14 protein-coding genes are annotated in these 16666 nt (G+C 50.0%); 12 read left to right on the top strand and 2 right to left on the bottom strand.

The window, feature by feature from the left end:
• Positions 1-44: 44 nt before the first annotated feature.
• The 12 genes from grpE to DXD02_RS03835 all read left to right on the top strand — a co-directional run bounded on the left by grpE (position 45) and on the right by DXD02_RS03835 (position 15035).
• Positions 45-656: a nucleotide exchange factor GrpE gene (grpE, locus tag DXD02_RS03890; RefSeq protein ID WP_055218747.1), complete on the top strand. Its 612-nt coding sequence runs from the start codon at positions 45-47 to the stop codon at positions 654-656.
• Between the two features lie 66 nt (positions 657-722).
• The gene (dnaK, locus tag DXD02_RS03885; protein WP_117509603.1) at positions 723-2600 is read left to right on the top strand and encodes a molecular chaperone DnaK; all 1878 of its coding nucleotides are present in this window, start codon (positions 723-725) and stop codon (positions 2598-2600) included.
• 225 nt (positions 2601-2825) lie between these two features.
• Positions 2826-4034 carry a molecular chaperone DnaJ gene (gene dnaJ, locus DXD02_RS03880; protein WP_117761695.1) on the top strand — a complete coding sequence of 403 codons (1209 nt, stop codon included), beginning with the start codon at positions 2826-2828 and terminating at the stop codon, positions 4032-4034.
• 167 nt (positions 4035-4201) lie between these two features.
• The gene (gene hisA, locus DXD02_RS03875) at positions 4202-4978 is read left to right on the top strand and encodes a phosphoribosylformimino-5-aminoimidazole carboxamide ribotide isomerase (RefSeq protein WP_117761694.1); all 777 of its coding nucleotides are present in this window, start codon (positions 4202-4204) and stop codon (positions 4976-4978) included.
• Positions 4979-5279: 301 nt separating this feature from the next.
• Positions 5280-5807 carry a ribosome hibernation-promoting factor, HPF/YfiA family gene (gene hpf / locus DXD02_RS03870; protein WP_055218411.1) on the top strand — a complete coding sequence of 176 codons (528 nt, stop codon included), beginning with the start codon at positions 5280-5282 and terminating at the stop codon, positions 5805-5807.
• 234 nt (positions 5808-6041) lie between these two features.
• Positions 6042-8612: a preprotein translocase subunit SecA gene (secA, locus tag DXD02_RS03865; protein ID WP_118666418.1), complete on the top strand. Its 2571-nt coding sequence runs from the start codon at positions 6042-6044 to the stop codon at positions 8610-8612.
• Positions 8613-8753: 141 nt separating this feature from the next.
• Positions 8754-9861, top strand: a protein-coding gene (gene prfB / locus DXD02_RS03860; RefSeq protein WP_117509617.1) for a peptide chain release factor 2 whose coding sequence is annotated in 2 segments (ribosomal slippage) — positions 8754-8804 and positions 8806-9861 — 1107 coding nt in all. Because the reading frame shifts where the segments join, the coding sequence is not laid out codon by codon here.
• Between the two features lie 111 nt (positions 9862-9972).
• Positions 9973-11226, top strand: coding sequence for an SPFH domain-containing protein (locus tag DXD02_RS03855; RefSeq protein ID WP_118666417.1), 1254 nt, complete (start codon positions 9973-9975; stop codon positions 11224-11226).
• A gap of 56 nt (positions 11227-11282) precedes the next feature.
• Positions 11283-12392: a TFIIB-type zinc ribbon-containing protein gene (locus tag DXD02_RS03850; protein WP_118666416.1), complete on the top strand. Its 1110-nt coding sequence runs from the start codon at positions 11283-11285 to the stop codon at positions 12390-12392.
• Positions 12389-13234, top strand: coding sequence for a TPM domain-containing protein (locus DXD02_RS03845; protein WP_117813033.1), 846 nt, complete (start codon positions 12389-12391; stop codon positions 13232-13234). The genes DXD02_RS03850 and DXD02_RS03845 overlap by 4 nt, the downstream gene beginning before the upstream one ends.
• Positions 13235-13340: 106 nt before the next feature.
• On the top strand, positions 13341-13787 hold the full coding sequence (locus DXD02_RS03840) for an ACT domain-containing protein (RefSeq protein ID WP_118666415.1): 447 nt from the start codon (positions 13341-13343) through the stop codon (positions 13785-13787).
• A gap of 30 nt (positions 13788-13817) precedes the next feature.
• On the top strand, positions 13818-15035 hold the full coding sequence (locus DXD02_RS03835; RefSeq protein ID WP_118595859.1) for a homoserine dehydrogenase: 1218 nt from the start codon (positions 13818-13820) through the stop codon (positions 15033-15035).
• A gap of 142 nt (positions 15036-15177) precedes the next feature.
• On the opposite strand, the gene DXD02_RS03830 is transcribed toward DXD02_RS03835, so the two are convergent.
• Together DXD02_RS03830 and DXD02_RS03825 are read right to left on the bottom strand one after the other, a co-directional pair.
• On the bottom strand, positions 15178-15996 hold the full coding sequence (locus DXD02_RS03830; protein ID WP_118666414.1) for a DUF975 family protein: 819 nt from the start codon (positions 15994-15996) through the stop codon (positions 15178-15180).
• A gap of 19 nt (positions 15997-16015) precedes the next feature.
• Positions 16016-16492: a DUF4190 domain-containing protein gene (locus DXD02_RS03825; RefSeq protein ID WP_022461315.1), complete on the bottom strand. Its 477-nt coding sequence runs from the start codon at positions 16490-16492 to the stop codon at positions 16016-16018.
• Positions 16493-16666: the final 174 nt, after the last annotated feature.

Raw genomic sequence — 16666 nt, 5'->3', positions numbered from 1 at the left:
TGGAATGATCAGTGAGCGAAGAAAATAGAAAGAAAGAGGAAACCATGGAAGAACCTACACGCGAGATGGAAAAAGAAACCGGAGCAGAGACCGATCTGCCGGAAACCGAACCGGCTGCGGAGCAGGAAGAAGCAAAGAAAGCAGCAGAGGCAAAAGAAGCGGAAGCTGCAGAAGAAACTGCTGAGGATGGCAAAGAACGAAAGTTCTTCAAAAAGAAAAAAGATAAAAAAGATGAGAAAATCGAAGAGCTGACTGACCGCCTGACCCGTCAGATGGCAGAGTTCGATAACTTCCGCAAACGCACCGAAAAAGAAAAAGCAAATATGTATGCCATTGGAGCAAAAGACATCATCGAGAAGATTCTTCCGGTTGTTGACAGCTTCGAGCGCGGACTTGCAACGGTGGAAAACCCGGAGGAAGATCCGTTCGCAGACGGCATGAATAAAGTATACAAACAGTTTACCACAGCACTCGATGAACTCGGTGTAACCGTGATCGAGGCCGTTGGAAAGGAATTCGATCCGAACCTGCACAACGCAGTGATGCATGTGGAGGATGAGGAAGCCGGCGAGAACATCGTCGTAGAAGAGTTCCTGAAGGGCTACATGTACAAAGGTTCCGTAGTCCGTCACAGTATGGTCAAGGTGGCTAATTAAGCCTTGAAGATAAATAAATAGAAATTAAACCATTTTTTAGCATAATTCATTGAGGAGGAAACAACAATGGGCAAAATTATTGGTATTGACTTAGGAACAACAAACAGCTGTGTAGCCGTTATGGAAGGTGGAAAACCAACCGTTATCGCAAACGCAGAGGGTGAAAGAACAACTCCTTCTATCGTAGCATTCACAAAAACAGGTGACCGTCTGGTCGGCGAGCCGGCAAAACGTCAGGCTGTAACAAACGCAGACAGAACCATCCGTTCCATCAAACGTGAGATGGGTACTGACTATAAAGTAGATATCGAAGGAAAGAAATACTCTCCGCAGGAGATCTCCGCTATGATTCTTCAGAAACTGAAAGGTGATGCAGAGAACTACCTTGGTGAGAAAGTAACAGAAGCAGTTATCACAGTTCCGGCTTACTTCAATGACGCACAGCGTCAGGCAACCAAAGATGCCGGTAAAATCGCAGGTCTTGATGTAAAACGTATCATCAACGAGCCTACCGCAGCAGCTCTGGCATACGGACTGGACAACGAAAATGAGCAGAAGATCATGGTATACGACCTTGGCGGTGGTACTTTCGATGTTTCCATCATCGAGATCGGTGACGGCGTTATCGAAGTTCTTTCCACAGCAGGAAACAACCGTCTGGGCGGCGATGACTTCGACCAGAAAGTAACAGATTATATCCTCGCTGAGTTCAAAAAACAGGAAGGTGTAGATCTTTCCAACGACAAGATGGCTCTGCAGAGAATCAGAGAAGCAGCAGAGAAAGCAAAGAAAGAGCTTTCCAGCGCAACTACAACCAACATCAACCTGCCGTTCATCACTGCAACCGCAGATGGCCCGAAACATCTCGATATGAACCTGACAAAGGCTAAATTCGATGAGCTGACCCACGACCTGGTAGAGAAAACCGCAGAGCCGGTACAGAGAGCACTTTCTGATGCAGGCCTTCAGGCATCCGAGCTTTCCAAAGTCCTTCTGGTAGGCGGATCTACCCGTATCCCGGCTGTACAGGATAAAGTAAGACAGCTGACCGGACACGAGCCGAGCAAGAGCCTGAACCCGGATGAGTGCGTAGCACTTGGTGCTTCCGTACAGGGTGGTAAACTTGCAGGAGACGCCGGCGCAGGCGATATCCTTCTTCTGGATGTAACTCCACTGTCTCTGTCCATCGAGACCATGGGAGGTATTGCAACTCGTCTGATCGAGCGTAACACCACAATCCCGACCAAGAAGAGCCAGATCTTCTCCACAGCAGCAGATAACCAGACTGCAGTAGATATCAACGTTGTACAGGGTGAGCGTCAGTTCGCGAAAGATAACAAATCCCTCGGCCAGTTCCGTCTGGATGGAATCCCGCCAGCAAGAAGAGGCGTTCCGCAGATCGAGGTTACCTTTGATATCGATGCCAACGGTATCGTAAATGTATCTGCAAAAGATCTGGGAACAGGAAAAGAGCAGCACATCACCATCACCGCAGGCTCTAACATGTCCGACAGCGAGATCGACAAAGCAGTCAAAGAAGCTGCTGAGTTCGAGGCTCAGGATAAGAAACGAAAAGAAGCAATCGACGCAAGAAACGATGCAGATTCCATGGTATTCCAGACCGAGAAAGCAATCGAGGAAGTCGGCGACAAGCTTGATGCAAACGACAAAACAGCAGTAGAAGCTGACCTGAACGCACTGAAAGATCTCATTGCAAAATGCAATCCGGAAGAAATGACCGATGCACAGGTAGCTGATCTGAAAGCAGCTCAGGAAAAACTGATGACAAGCGCTCAGAAACTGTTTGCAAAACTGTATGAGCAGCAGGGCGGAGCAGCAGGCGCTGGTGCCGGAACAGCAGGTGCAGGCCCGGATATGGGAAATGCAGGAGCAGCAGGCGGCCATGACGACGATGTCGTAGACGCTGACTACAAAGAGGTTTAATTTTCGGCATGTCACACTCCGTGAAAATACCGACTGTGAGTTGAAACAATAAGTAAATAAACGCAAAAAGCCCTGTGAGGCGAATGTTTGCAGGGGACGGAAAATACATTCCGCCCCCTGTATTTATGCTGGTATTGCTTTCGGAAAAGTGCTATACTGGAGCGTGCGGAAAAACATTTCTGCAAAGATGAAATTTGTGGAACAGAAATGAAAAGGTGAACATAAATGGCAGAAAAAAGAGATTATTACGAGGTCCTCGGCGTAGACCGCGGAGCGGACGATGCAACATTAAAAAAAGCATACCGTAAACTGGCCAAGAAATACCATCCGGATATGAACCCGGGCGACAAAGAGGCCGAGGCAAAATTTAAAGAGGCGACAGAAGCCTATGGCGTGCTGAGTGATCCGGACAAACGGCGTCAGTACGATCAGTTTGGCCACGCTGCATTTGAAAACGGCGGTGGCGGCGCAGGAGCCGGCGGATTCGGTGGCTTCGACTTTGGCGGCGGAGATATGGGTGATATCTTCGGCGATATTTTCGGCGACCTGTTCGGTGGCGGCGGAAGCAGAAGAAGAGCAAACAATGGACCTATGAAGGGAGCAAACCTCCGCGCTGTTGTCCACATTACGTTTGAGGAAGCTGTTTTCGGATGCCAGAAAGAGCTCGAGATCAACCTGAAGGATACCTGTACAACGTGCCACGGAACCGGCGCAAAACCAGGAACTTCACCGGAGACATGCTCCAAATGTAACGGAACTGGTCAGATTACGTACACACAGCAGACCATGTTCGGTTCTGTGAGAAACGTGACGACCTGTCCGGATTGTAACGGAACCGGAAAGATCATTCGCGATAAATGTACCGCATGCCACGGCACGGGCTATACATCCAGCAGAAAACGCATTCAGGTCAACATTCCGGCTGGAATCGACGATGGACAGAGCATCCGGATCCGTGAAAAAGGTGAGCCGGGTGTAAACGGCGGACCGAGAGGAGATCTGCTTGTCGAGGTTCAGGTAACCCGTCATCCGATCTTCCAGAGACAGGATATGAACATTTTCTCCACTGCACCGATTACGTTTGCCCAGGCAGCACTCGGCGGTGATGTGAAGATCAGCACCGTTGACGGGGACGTTCTCTACACTGTAAAACCGGGAACCCAGACCGATACGAAGATCCGTCTGAAGGGAAAAGGTGTTCCGTCCCTTCGCAACAGCAATGTGCGCGGTGATCACTACGTAACACTCGTAGTCCAGACTCCGACGAAACTGAATGAGAAAGCAAAAGAGGCCCTCCGCGCCTTCGACGAAGCCTGCGGAAACCGCCCGGCAGCAGAAGAAAAAGCAGCCGACGGCGAAACTGCAGAGCAGCCGAAGAAGAAAAAAGGCTTTATGGATAAAGTGAAAGAGGCCTTTGAGGACATCGATAAATAAAGAACGGCGGCAAGCCGGAAAAGAAAGAAGAATCTGTGGAAAAAGCAGGTTCTTCTTTCTTTTCTATGAAAGAACCATGAAAATTTGGTGAATTTATACACAGAATGGTCGGATTTTGATATAATGTGGAAAACTTAAGGGGAGAGAAAAGAAAGGAAACGGGGAAAATGAGATTTCGACCATGTATTGATATTCATAACGGAAAAGTAAAACAGATTGTCGGGGGATCGCTGAAAGATCAGGGAAATCAGGCGAGCGAGAATTTTGTCTCGGAGCAGGATGCGTCGTACTATGCGCAGCTGTACGAAGAGCAGGGCATTACGGGCGGCCATGTGATTCTGCTGAACAAGGAAGGTACCGAGTTTTACGAGGAGACGAAGCGCCAGGCATTGCTGGCACTCTCGACGTACCCGGGCGGCCTGCAGGTGGGAGGCGGCATTGATGCGGAGAATGCGTGCGAGTTTCTGACAGCGGGGGCAAGCCATGTGATTGTGACTTCGTATGTGTTCCGCGACGGCCATGTGTTCTATGAAAATCTGGACAAGCTGGTGACGACGGTAGGAAAGCAGCGGCTGACACTGGATTTAAGCTGTCGGAAGCGGGACGGAAAATACTATATCGTGACGGACCGCTGGCAGAAGTTCACGGACGAAGAAGTGACAGAGGAACTGCTGCATCACCTGTCAGAATACTGTGATGAGTTCCTGATCCATGCCGTGGATGTCGAGGGAAAGGCTTCCGGCATTGAGACGGAGCTGGTGGAACTGCTTGCGAAGATGAAAGATTTTCCGGTGACGTACGCCGGCGGCGTGGGAAGTTTTGAAGACCTGGAGCTGCTCAAAAAACTGGGAAACAACCACGTCGATGTGACAATTGGCAGTGCACTGGATCTGTTCGGCGGCAAAATGAAGTTTGAAGACGTGCTGGCAGTATGCCGCCGGTAAGCGGAAACGGACGTTCACCCGCGCCATTCGCAAAACCGCGCTTTCAGCGCTCTCCGCTGCTGCGCAGCTCCTTTTTGCTCATAACCAGGCGCTCCCTTTGTATCTTATTCTTGACAGATTTTCATGCGAGCATGAAATCTGTCAAAAATAAGATACAAGTGAACTGTAACAGAAAAAACTCTAAAATATTCATGAATTTTCTAAATACTATTGCAAATAGAGACAACTATTGCTATAATTAGAGTTACTTACAGGGGAAGTGAAGAACCTGTAAAATTTGAAAGCAAAGGGGTTGGGCATAATGAAAATTACCATCAGCGGAAAAAATATTGACGTGACAGAGGGATTAAAAGCCGCGGTCAACGAAAAACTTGGCAAACTGGAGAAATATTTTACGCCTGACACAAATGTCATTGTAACCTTAAGCGTAGAGAAAGAAAGACAGAAAATTGAGGTTACCATTCCGGTAAAAGGAAACATCATCCGTTCCGAGCAGGTAAGCAACGATATGTACGTATCCATCGATCTGGTAGAGGAAGTGATCGAACGCCAGCTTCGCAAATACAAAAACAAAATTGCCGACAAACAGCAGGAAGCAGGAAACTTCCAGAAAGAATATCTGGAGCATGACTATCTGGAGGACGAAGACATCCAGATCATCCGTACGAAAAAATTCGGCATGAAACCAATGTATCCGGAAGATGCCTGCGTACAGATGGAACTTCTTGGACACACCTTCTTCGTATTCCGCAATGCAGAGACCGACGAAGTAAACGTCGTTTACAAGAGAAAGAACAACACCTACGGTCTGATCGAGCCGGAGTGCTGAAAAGTAAATAAAGAATGAACAGTCACCCTGTTTCCAGCTTAGAAAAGCTGTGAAACAGGGTGACTTTTTCGCGGAAAGGGCCGGAAAGTCCGGGAAAAGCCGTAAAAACAGCGGAAAACCGGGGAACGGCACCAAATGTTTACGAAAAATTCATTGTTATCTTGTGCCAGAAGTGGTAGAATAGTACCATATGTTAATATGGCAATTAATAGAGAAAGCAGGAGCAAACATTCTATGAAATTCACAGAAAAACTTTTTGGTACGCACAGTGAGCGCGAGCTGAAACGAATCTATCCAATTGTAGACAAAATCGAAGCTCTCCGCCCGACCATGCAGGCGCTGACCGATGAAGAGCTGCGTGCCAAGACAAAGGAATATAAAGACCGCTACAACGGAGGCGAATCCCTGGATTCCATTCTCCCGGAAGCATTCGCAACCGTCCGCGAGGCAGCAAAACGTTCCCTCGGTATGGAACACCACCGCGTACAGCTGATCGGTGGTATTATCCTCCATCAGGGCCGTATCGCTGAGATGAAAACCGGTGAAGGAAAAACCCTCGTTTCCACCCTTCCGGCTTACCTGAATGCACTGACCGGACGCGGTGTCCACATTGTTACCGTCAACGATTACCTGGCAAACCGAGATGCTGAGTGGATGGGCAAAGTCCACAGATTCCTCGGTTTGACCGTCGGTGTCGTTCTGAACGATATGAAGAACGATGAGCGCCGCCAGCAGTATGCATGCGACATCACCTACATCACCAACAACGAACTTGGTTTCGATTACCTGCGTGACAACATGGTGATCTACAAGGAGCAGCTCGTACAGAGAGAGCTTGCTTACTGTATCATCGACGAGGTCGACTCCGTCCTGATCGACGAGGCAAGAACACCTCTGATTATTTCCGGACAGAGCAGCAAATCCACCAAGCTGTACGAGACCGCAGATATTCTGGCACACCAGATGCAGCGCGGCGAGGCAAGCGGCGAGATGACCAAGATGACCGCGATCATGGGCGAGGAGATCGAGGAGACCGGAGACTTCATCGTCAACGAGAAGGACAAATTCGTTACCCTGACCGATGACGGTGTGAAGAAAGTCGAGAACTTCTTCCATATCGAGAATCTCTCCGATCCGGAGAACCTGGAGATCCAGCACAACGTGATCCTGGCGCTGCGTGCCAATTATCTGATGCACCGCGACAAGGACTACGTAGTCAAAGACGACGAGGTTCTGATCGTCGATGAGTTCACCGGCCGTATCATGCCGGGCCGCCGTTATTCCGATGGTCTGCATCAGGCAATCGAGGCAAAAGAGCACGTTAAAGTAAGAAGAGAGAGCAAGACTCTGGCAACCATCACGTTCCAGAACTTCTTTAACAAATACGAGAAAAAAGCCGGCATGACCGGTACTGCCCTCACCGAGGAGCAGGAGTTCCGTGACATCTACGGCATGGACGTTATCGAGATCCCGACCAACCGCCCGGTCATCCGTGTGGATATGGACGATGCCGTATACATGACGAAAAAAGAGAAATTCCACGCAGTCGTAGAGGAAGTCAAAGAGGCACATGCCGTGAACCAGCCGGTTCTGGTTGGTACCATCACCATTGAGACTTCCGAGCTGATCAGCAAAATGCTGCGCCGCGAGGGAATTCCGCATCAGGTCTTAAATGCGAAGTTCCATGAGCTCGAGGCAGAAATCGTAGCCCATGCCGGCGAGGCAGGAGCCGTTACCATCGCGACCAACATGGCCGGCCGTGGTACCGATATCAAGCTGGATGATGTGGCAAAAGCTGCCGGCGGCTTAAAGATCATCGGCACCGAGCGTCATGAGTCCCGCCGTATCGACAATCAGCTCCGCGGTCGTTCCGGCCGTCAGGGAGACCCGGGTGAGTCCCGTTTCTACATTTCCCTGGAAGACGATCTGATGAGACTCTTCGGTTCCGAAAAACTGATGGGCATTTTCAAATCCCTCGGCGTACCGGAAAATGAGCAGATCGAGCACAAGATGCTTTCTTCCGCCATCGAAAAAGCGCAGAAGAAGATCGAGGGCAACAACTACGGAATCCGTAAAAACCTGCTCGACTATGACCAGGTCAACAACGAGCAGCGTGAGATCATCTACAAAGAGAGACGCCGCGTTCTGGACGGCGAGAGCATGAGAGACACCATCTTCAAGATGATTGCCGACACCATCGACAATACCGTAGATCTCTGCATCGGCGAGAACACCGAGCAGTCCGAGTGGGATCTGACAGAATTAAATGAGATGCTGCTCTCCATCATGCCGGTGAAGGCAGTGACAAAAGAGCGCGTAGAGAAGATTTCCAAAAACGAGCTGAAACAGCAGTTAAAAGAGGAAGCTGTTAAACTCTACGAGGAGAAAGAAGCAGAATTCCCGGAGGAGGAGCAGATTCGTGAGCTTGAGCGTGTCGTTCTTCTGAAGGTTATCGACCAGAAGTGGATGGATCATATCGATGATATGGATCAGCTCCGCGAGGGTATCGGCCTGCAGGCATACGGCCAGAGAGACCCGAAGGTTGAGTACAAGATGGCAGCTTACGACATGTTTAACGAAATGCTCGAGTCCATCCAGCAGGATACCGTCCGTCTCCTGTTCCATGTACGTGTTGAGCAGAAAGTAGAACGTGAGCAGGTAGCCAAAGTGACCGGAACCAACAAAGACGAGTCCGGCCCGAGAAAACCGGTACAGCGCGCAGAGCGTAAGATCTATCCAAACGATCCATGCCCGTGCGGAAGCGGCAAGAAGTACAAACAGTGCTGCGGAAGAAAATCGGTTTGATAAAAGCAGAACAGCAGTGAGACGGATGAGCACGATCCGTTTGACAAAGCACGCAGCTTCCCTACCAGAAGCTGCGTGTCATACAAAATATAAAATAGAAAGCAGGTGAAGCTTGTGGTAGTTGAATTAGACCAGTTCAAAATGGAACTTGGCACATACGATAAACCATTAGTGGAAGTGAGGGATTCACTTTGACCTCGCTAACAAAGAGCAGAGGATCGAAGAATTAGAGCGTAAAATGGAGGAACCCAATTTCTGGGACAACCCCGAAGAAGCGCAGGAGCAGATGAAACAGCTGAGCAGCATGAAAGAGGACAGAGATACGTATCAGAAACTGGTATCCGCCAAAGAAGATATGGAAACTCTGATCGAGATGGGACAGGAGGAGGATGACGATTCCGTTGTTCCGGAAATCGCGGAAATGATGGAAGAGTTCAAGGCATCCTTCGATGCCATCCGCATCAAAACCCTGCTGTCCGGCGAATTTGACAAGGACAATGCGATCATCAAACTGAACGCAGGTGCAGGCGGAACCGAGGCGTGCGACTGGTGCGGCATGCTGTACCGTATGTACACCAGATGGGCAGAACGCAAAGGCTTTACGATCGAGGAACTCGACTTTCTGGATGGTGATGAGGCCGGTGTGAAGTCCGTGACATTCCAGGTCAACGGCGAAAACGCTTACGGTTATCTGAAATCCGAAAAAGGCGTTCACCGTCTCGTCCGTATTTCTCCGTTCAACGCGGCAGGAAAACGCCAGACATCGTTCGTATCGTGCGATGTTATGCCGGATATCGACAAAGAGATCGATGTTGAGGTTCGTGATGAGGATATTCGTATCGATACGTACCGTTCCAGCGGTGCCGGCGGACAGCACATCAACAAGACGTCATCGGCGATCCGAATCACGCATATGCCGACCGGCATCGTGGTTACGTGCCAGAATGAGCGTTCCCAGTTCCAGAACAAGGACAAGGCAATGCAGATGCTGAAAGCAAAATTGTATATGCTGAAACTCCAGGAGCAGGCAGATAAGCTGAGCGACATCCGCGGCGAAGTAACCGAGATCGGCTGGGGCAATCAGATCCGTTCTTACGTTATGCAGCCATACACCATGGTCAAAGACCACCGTACCAACGCAGAGACCGGAAACGTCGATGCAGTCATGGACGGCGGAATTGATCTGTTTATCAACGCATATCTGAAGTGGATTGCCCTCGGAACCGGAGCGAAAGAGGAAGAAGCATAATTCGGCTGTGGGCAGAGCACAGTGACAAGTAAAATAAGGAGCATTTTCACCAACAGAGGACGGAAATGCTCCTTTCTGTTTTGAAGCCAAAGGCAAACAGGAGGTAAAAGTATGGGTATTATCAGAGCAGCAGTCAATGCAGTACACGGCAGTCTCGCCGATCAGTGGCTGGAGACCGTGGAACCGTATGAGATGGGGGAACATACGGTATTTACAGAGGGAATTCTGGTAAGAAAAGGCCAGAATAAAAAGGGAAGCCAGACGATTTCAAACGGTTCTGTGATCCATGTCTATGACAATCAGTTCATGATGCTGGTGGACGGCGGAAAGATCATTGATTACACCGCAGAGCCGGGCTACTTTACTGTAGACCAGTCATCGTCTCCGTCGATGTTCAGCGGATCGCTTGACGCAGCCGTAAAAGATACGTTTGAGCGCCTGAAATTCGGCGGCCAGACCCCGCATGAGCAGAGAGTTTTCTATATTAATCTGCAGGAAATCAAGGGAATCAAATTCGGAACGAGAAATCCGGTCAACTATTTCGACCAGTTCTACAATGCCGAGCTGTTCCTTCGGGCACACGGTTCCTATTCCATCCGCATCGTCGATCCGCTCCGCTTCTACGCAGAGGCTGTGCCGAGAAACGCATCCCGCGTAGAGATCGAGGATATCAACGAGCAGTATATGAACGAATTTTTAGAGGGCCTGCAGTCCTCGATCAATCAGATGGCAGCCGACGGCATCCGCATTTCGTTCGCAGCATCCAAGAGCGCCGAGCTGTCCCGCTACATGGCAGATGCGATGGATGAGAGCTGGCGGGCAATGCGCGGCATGGAGATCCAGTCCGTGGCAATCGCAAGCCTTTCCTACGATGAAGCTTCCCAGAAACTGATCCAGATGCGCAACGAAGGTGCGATGATGTCTGATCCATCGATCCGTGAGGGCTATGTACAGGGAGCGATGGCACGCAGTATGGAGAAAGCAGCAGTCAACCCAAACGGAGCCATGAACGGCTTTATGGGTGTTCAGATGGGCATGAATGCCTTCGGTTCCTCGTTTGCATCGGCGTCCGCTTCGAATCAGCAGCAGATGCAGCAGCAGGCGGCAGCCAAGGCACAGCAGGAAGCTGCAAAAGGCGTATGGAAATGCTCCTGCGGAACGGAGAACACCGGCAATTTCTGCTCAAACTGCGGAAGTGCAAAGCCGATGGTGTGGATCTGCGGCAAGTGTGGAACCGAGAACAGCGGTAAATTCTGTTCGAACTGTGGCAGCCCGAAACCGGAAGCGGCAGGAAAATGGGTCTGCGCATGCGGAACGGAGAATACCGGCAAGTTCTGCTCGAACTGCGGAAAACCAAGACAGTAAAAGAAAACAGATAACCATCCAATACAACAGCGGCTCCGGGGAAGGAGGGATAGAATATGGAGGTTATTACATACAAATGCCCGAACTGCGGAGGCGATCTGACCTTCGATCCGGCAAGCGGAAAGTATAAATGCGAGTACTGCCTGTCCTCGTTTACACAGGAAGAAGCCGAAAAGGCGAACCCGAAAGCAGCGGAAGCGCTGAACGGGGAGGACGATGCTGCCGGTGCACAGGAAGCATCCGATGCACAGAAGGAAAGCAGTACGGAGGAAACAAAAGGGGAAACAGAGCAGGGCGAAGCAGTTGTCTACACCTGCCCGAACTGCGGCGCCGAGATTGTGACCGATGCGACGACGGCAGCGACATACTGTTTCTACTGCCACAATCCGGTGGTGCTTTCAGGCCGGCTTTCGGGAGAATATATGCCGGATTTTGTGCTGCCGTTCAAAATCAGCAAGGAGCAGGCAATCGAGAAATTTTTGTCATTTACCCGGAAGAAACACTTTATTCCGAAGGACTTTTTCGAAAAGAGTCAGGTACAGAAGATGACAGGTGTCTATTTCCCGTACTGGATTTACGGCGGAGACTTTGAGACGGATTACATGGCGCGCGGCCGGAAGGTGAGAGTCTGGCAGACCGGTGATGTGGAGTACACAGAGACCAGCATCTACGATGTCCGCCGGGAGGGAGAGGTCCGTGTGGACGGTCTGTCGCGTAACGCTCTGAACAAGGCAGACCGCGATCTGATCGAATGCGTACAGCCCTATCGTCTGGAGGAGATGCAGCTGTTTTCTATGGGCTATCTTTCCGGATTTCAGGCGGAAAAACGTGATATCGAACAGGCGCAGATCGCACCGGAACTGAAAAAAGAACTGGAGACGATGGCGCGCGGCGCAATGCGGAACGAGGCGAACGAGTATCTCGCCCTCGAGCAGGAGAAAATGAAGCTTTCTCCAAAGCGGGAGGACTGGCGTTACGTACTGTTTCCGGTCTGGACACTGACGTATCCGGGAAAAGACGGGAAGGTTTACTACTATGCGATGAACGGCCAGACCGGAACGATCAACGGCGATTTTCCCTATGAGCGGAAGAGAGCCCTTCTGACGTCGGCTGTGAGTGCTCTTCTGGTTCTGATTGTGATGCTGATAGGAGGGTATTTCGCATGAGAAGAATGAAAAAAGCAGGACAATATCTGCTCGGGATTTTTGCGGCCCTTCTGCTGTGCGGGATTTTTTCTGTGAATACCGTAAAAGCCGAATCCCAGCATATCTACGACAATGCATCGCTTCTTTCTGATGCGGAGGAGCAGGACCTCGAGAGATCCTGCGCGGAGTTCGAGAACAATACGGAAATTCATATGGTCATCCTGACCGAGCGCAGCAGCGGTTCCGAGGACTGTCAGGCGATTGCAGATGATTTTTATGACAAAAAGTATCCGAAAGAGCCAAACGGTGTCTGCTTCCTCATCGACATGGGACAGCGCCAGATCGTGATTTCGACGTCCGGTATTATGCAGTATTATATGTCGGACACGGAAATTGACGATATTCTGCAGGCGGCGCAGGGGTACGCGAAAGACGGCGACTATGCGGGAACTTTTGCAAAAATGATTACGATGACGCAGGAATGCTTCGACCGCGGCGTTTCCGATGCGGACTATCTGATTACAGAAGATGGTTCCATTATTCATTACCGTAAGATCAACAGCACGGAGGCTCTTATTGCTGTTATCGCAGCTGCTGCGACAGGAATTCTTGTTTATTTTGGAATTTGGAAAAGCTATCGACGAAAGAAAAACCGTGGTGCAAAGAGCTATGCGGATCTGAAACGTGTAAACATTAGAGACCGCAGGGATGCGCTGATCGACCGTCATGTATCGATGCACAAAATCCAGAAGGATGATGGAAACCACGGCGGAGGCGTTTCTGGCGGCGGAGGTGGCGGCGGAAGCACCGTTCACACTTCGTCGAGCGGAAACAGTCACGGCGGCGGAAGCATTGGCTTCTGAAAACCGATTCGAAAAAATTCCTTGCGTATTGTGTCGGAATATGATACGATCTTTCCTGTGAAAACAAATGTATTTCCTGGAAAGAGTATAAAGGTAGAGGATTGCCATGAGAGAAGAGAAAACAAAGTACTATGTAATCAAAGAAAAAGCGGTTCCCGAGGTTCTTTTGAAGGTCATCGAGGCCAAACGGCTGATGGATATGCAGGAGCTTACCGTGCAGCAGGCAACGGAAAAAGCGGGAATCAGCAGAAGCTCTTTCTATAAATACAAAGATGATATTCTTCCTTTTCATGACAACGCAAAAGGAAAAACGATTACATTTATTCTGCAGATGGACGATGAGCCGGGACTGCTTTCCGATGTGCTGAAGATTATTGCCGGGTTTCACGGAAACATTCTGACCATTCATCAGACCATCCCGTTAAACGGCGTGGCATCGCTGACGATCAGCGTGGATATCGCGGAAGACCGGGGAGACGCCTCGGAGATGATTAACGAGATTGAGTCCAGACAGGGAGTTCATTATTTTAAAATATTAGGACAGGAGTCCTGAAAAAGAAAAAGCAAGAGAGGGACAAAAGAGATGATTCAGATTGCAGTATTAGGATATGGCACGGTTGGTTCCGGTGTGGTAGAAGTGATCAACACGAACCATGACAGCATCAACAAGAGAGCAGAGAACGAAATTAATATCAAATATGTCCTGGATTTAAGAGATTTCCCGGGAGATCCGGTTGAAAAAGTGCTGGTACACGATTACGAAGTGATCGCAAACGACCCGGAGGTTGATATTGTTGTTGAAGTAATGGGCGGTGTGGAGCCGGCTTACACCTTCACAAAACGTGCGCTGGAGGCTGGAAAGAGCGTCTGCACATCCAACAAAGAATTGGTTGCAAGACATGGCACAGAGCTTCTCGCGATCGCAAAAGAGCACGGTGCAAATTATCTGTTTGAGGCAAGCTGCGGCGGCGGTATCCCGATCATCCGTCCGTTAAACTCCTCCCTGACTGCAGATGAGATCGATGAAGTAACGGGTATCTTAAACGGTACGACAAACTACATCTTAAGCAAAATGGCAAGCGACGGTTCCGATTTTGCCGATGTGTTAAAAGAGGCACAGCGCCTTGGCTACGCAGAGCGCAACCCGGAAGCAGACGTAGAAGGCTACGATGCCTGCCGTAAAATTGCGATTCTTTCTTCTCTTGCCTATGGAAAAGAAGTCAATTACGAAGAGGTTTACACCGAGGGAATCACAAAGATCACCGCAGAGGATATCAAATATGCGACCTCGATGGGAACCGCAATCAAACTGCTCGCAACAAGCCGCAAGGTGGGTAATCAGTATTACGCCATGGTAAGCCCGGTGATGATTGACGCGAAAAACCCGCTGTACAGCGTAAACGGTGTCTTCAACGCCATCTTCATCCACGGAAATGTACTGGGTGATGCGATGTTCTACGGAAGCGGAGCAGGAAAGCTTCCGACCGCAAGTGCCGTTGTAGCCGATGTCGTAGACTGCGCAAAGAACAAAGGCAGAAACATCATGATGAGTTGGAGCGAGGAAAAACTGGACCTGCTGCAGATCGATGATGTAAAGAGCCGCTTCTTCGTCCGCGTGTCCGGCCACGCCGCAGAGCGCCAGAGTGAGATCGAGGAGCTGTTCGGAAAAGTAGAAATCGTAGCAGTTCCAAGTCTGTCCGAGGAGTTCGCATTTATTACCGGCGAAATCACAGAGCAGGAGTACAGAGAAAAAGCAGAGAAACTCGACGGAATCCAGAGCAGAATCCGCGCGAGAATTTAACCAAAATAAGCTGTGTAGCAGCTATTGGGTATAGAATGATGCAGCAAAGCGGATTGCGAATATCCGCCTGACGCGAAGATAAGAATAAAAAAAGACGTTTCGCATCTGTCAATGAGACAGGGCGAAACGTCTTTTTTATCAATTAAAGGTCCGTACCGGAACCAAAAGAATCCATATCGTATCCCACAGGTTCTGCTGCCGGATACAGGACATCTTTCCGTTCCTGATAGAACGCAGCCATCGTGATCTGCATATAGGGCATTACCCACAAAAAGCCGATGGCACAGGAACAGGATGCGAGAATCTCAAGCCCTAAGAAACTTAAGAGAAGCAGAATGTAGCGGAAAAAGTTCTTCTTCATCATCGCAAAGCTCTGACGGATCGCCTGGATCGGGCCGATGCCGGGAGCGTCGTTCATCACAAAGGTGGAAAGGGAAAACGGAACCAGCACCAGCGTGGAAACGAGAGAGCCGATCAGCTTGTAAACGTAAACGTTCATCAGAGAAGAAAGCTCGGCTTCGATGGAAAGTGCTGTTCCAAGCGTCAGTTCCGCACTCGGGGAGGAAAGATACTGGAAGCCCGGAATGCTGGAAATCAGGGCGATCACGGAGCTGATGCCGTTGATGATAAGGAACATCAGCACGTACTGGTCCGGGTGGTGATAGAAAGCGTAGAGCATATCACCGACGGAAATCGGTTCCCCGCGCAGCGTTGAGAGGCAGATCTTTAAGTAGCCCGCCTGAAAGAGGCTGAGGAGCAGGGAAAACAGGAACAGCGTCAGATTCAGGAAAATGATATCGTACAGCGTTGTGCCTGAAAAAATCAGCGTCGGGATGAGGGAGCAGGAGAAGGTGAGAAACAGGTTGATCGCGGTTGCGCCCACCAGCGTGCCGCATCGGCCTGCCATGGCCTCACGGGCCTGCTTTTTCAGTTCTGAAAATTTCTGTTTTTGTCCGTTCATGAAAAATCCTTTCTGGTACCTAGATGGTATTTCCGTCGGTGGTTGTTCCGTTATCCGGTGTCATCTGGTATTCCTGCATGTACTGATTGTAATACCGCTCAAGCAGGTTGGTGCTGCCGCCGCTGACCATGTTGAAAAGCAGGAAAGCATACATGCAGATACCGACAATTATGCCGATGGTACAGCCCGCCAGACCGGCTTTTGCCGTGCCGCTCATGCGTCCTGCGCCGCGGCTTAAAAGGGCGAAGATCACGCCGAGCGAGCCGAAAAACAGGGAACCCATGTTGAGCATGAACAAAAAGGAGCAGATCGCCATGACCATCGAAGCGGCCGCAAGGGCCTGCGAACCCGTCCTGCGCGGCGGCTGTACGGGAGGCTGCTGCTGGTAATGCTGATACGGTCCGGGACGCTGGCCCTCAGGCACGCCGTACGGATGGGAGGACTGATAGGAATCTCCGGACTCATTGGTGTTTGGATCGTAATTTTCTGGTGTCATAAAATGTCCTTTCTTCTGCAAAAAAGCGCGGTTTCACACGCAGTCTGTCAAAAAAGCTATAGTAAAGATTTTATCATGTAAGGTTGACAAAAACAAGACCTATTGATAAGGTAATAGAGTGGCTGTTCCGCCAAGGGTCCCGCTTTTTATGCGGGAAAAACAGAGAAGGAACAG

Origin of the sequence: Blautia sp. TF10-30 (genome assembly GCF_003481245.1) — a bacterium.
GTDB classification, from domain to species: domain Bacteria; phylum Bacillota; class Clostridia; order Lachnospirales; family Lachnospiraceae; genus Fusicatenibacter; species Fusicatenibacter saccharivorans.
This window is presented reverse-complemented; position numbering and strand designations above follow the sequence as displayed.

Coding starts and splice junctions, on each gene's coding strand:
- grpE (WP_055218747.1), top strand. CDS start 45: ATGGAAGAACCTACACGCGAGATGGAAAAAGAAACCGGAGCAGAGACC.
- dnaK (WP_117509603.1), top strand. CDS start 723: ATGGGCAAAATTATTGGTATTGACTTAGGAACAACAAACAGCTGTGTA.
- dnaJ (WP_117761695.1), top strand. CDS start 2,826: ATGGCAGAAAAAAGAGATTATTACGAGGTCCTCGGCGTAGACCGCGGA.
- hisA (WP_117761694.1), top strand. CDS start 4,202: ATGAGATTTCGACCATGTATTGATATTCATAACGGAAAAGTAAAACAG.
- hpf (WP_055218411.1), top strand. CDS start 5,280: ATGAAAATTACCATCAGCGGAAAAAATATTGACGTGACAGAGGGATTA.
- secA (WP_118666418.1), top strand. CDS start 6,042: ATGAAATTCACAGAAAAACTTTTTGGTACGCACAGTGAGCGCGAGCTG.
- DXD02_RS03855 (WP_118666417.1), top strand. CDS start 9,973: ATGGGTATTATCAGAGCAGCAGTCAATGCAGTACACGGCAGTCTCGCC.
- DXD02_RS03850 (WP_118666416.1), top strand. CDS start 11,283: ATGGAGGTTATTACATACAAATGCCCGAACTGCGGAGGCGATCTGACC.
- DXD02_RS03845 (WP_117813033.1), top strand. CDS start 12,389: ATGAGAAGAATGAAAAAAGCAGGACAATATCTGCTCGGGATTTTTGCG.
- DXD02_RS03840 (WP_118666415.1), top strand. CDS start 13,341: ATGAGAGAAGAGAAAACAAAGTACTATGTAATCAAAGAAAAAGCGGTT.
- DXD02_RS03835 (WP_118595859.1), top strand. CDS start 13,818: ATGATTCAGATTGCAGTATTAGGATATGGCACGGTTGGTTCCGGTGTG.
- DXD02_RS03830 (WP_118666414.1), bottom strand. CDS start 15,996: ATGAACGGACAAAAACAGAAATTTTCAGAACTGAAAAAGCAGGCCCGT.
- DXD02_RS03825 (WP_022461315.1), bottom strand. CDS start 16,492: ATGACACCAGAAAATTACGATCCAAACACCAATGAGTCCGGAGATTCC.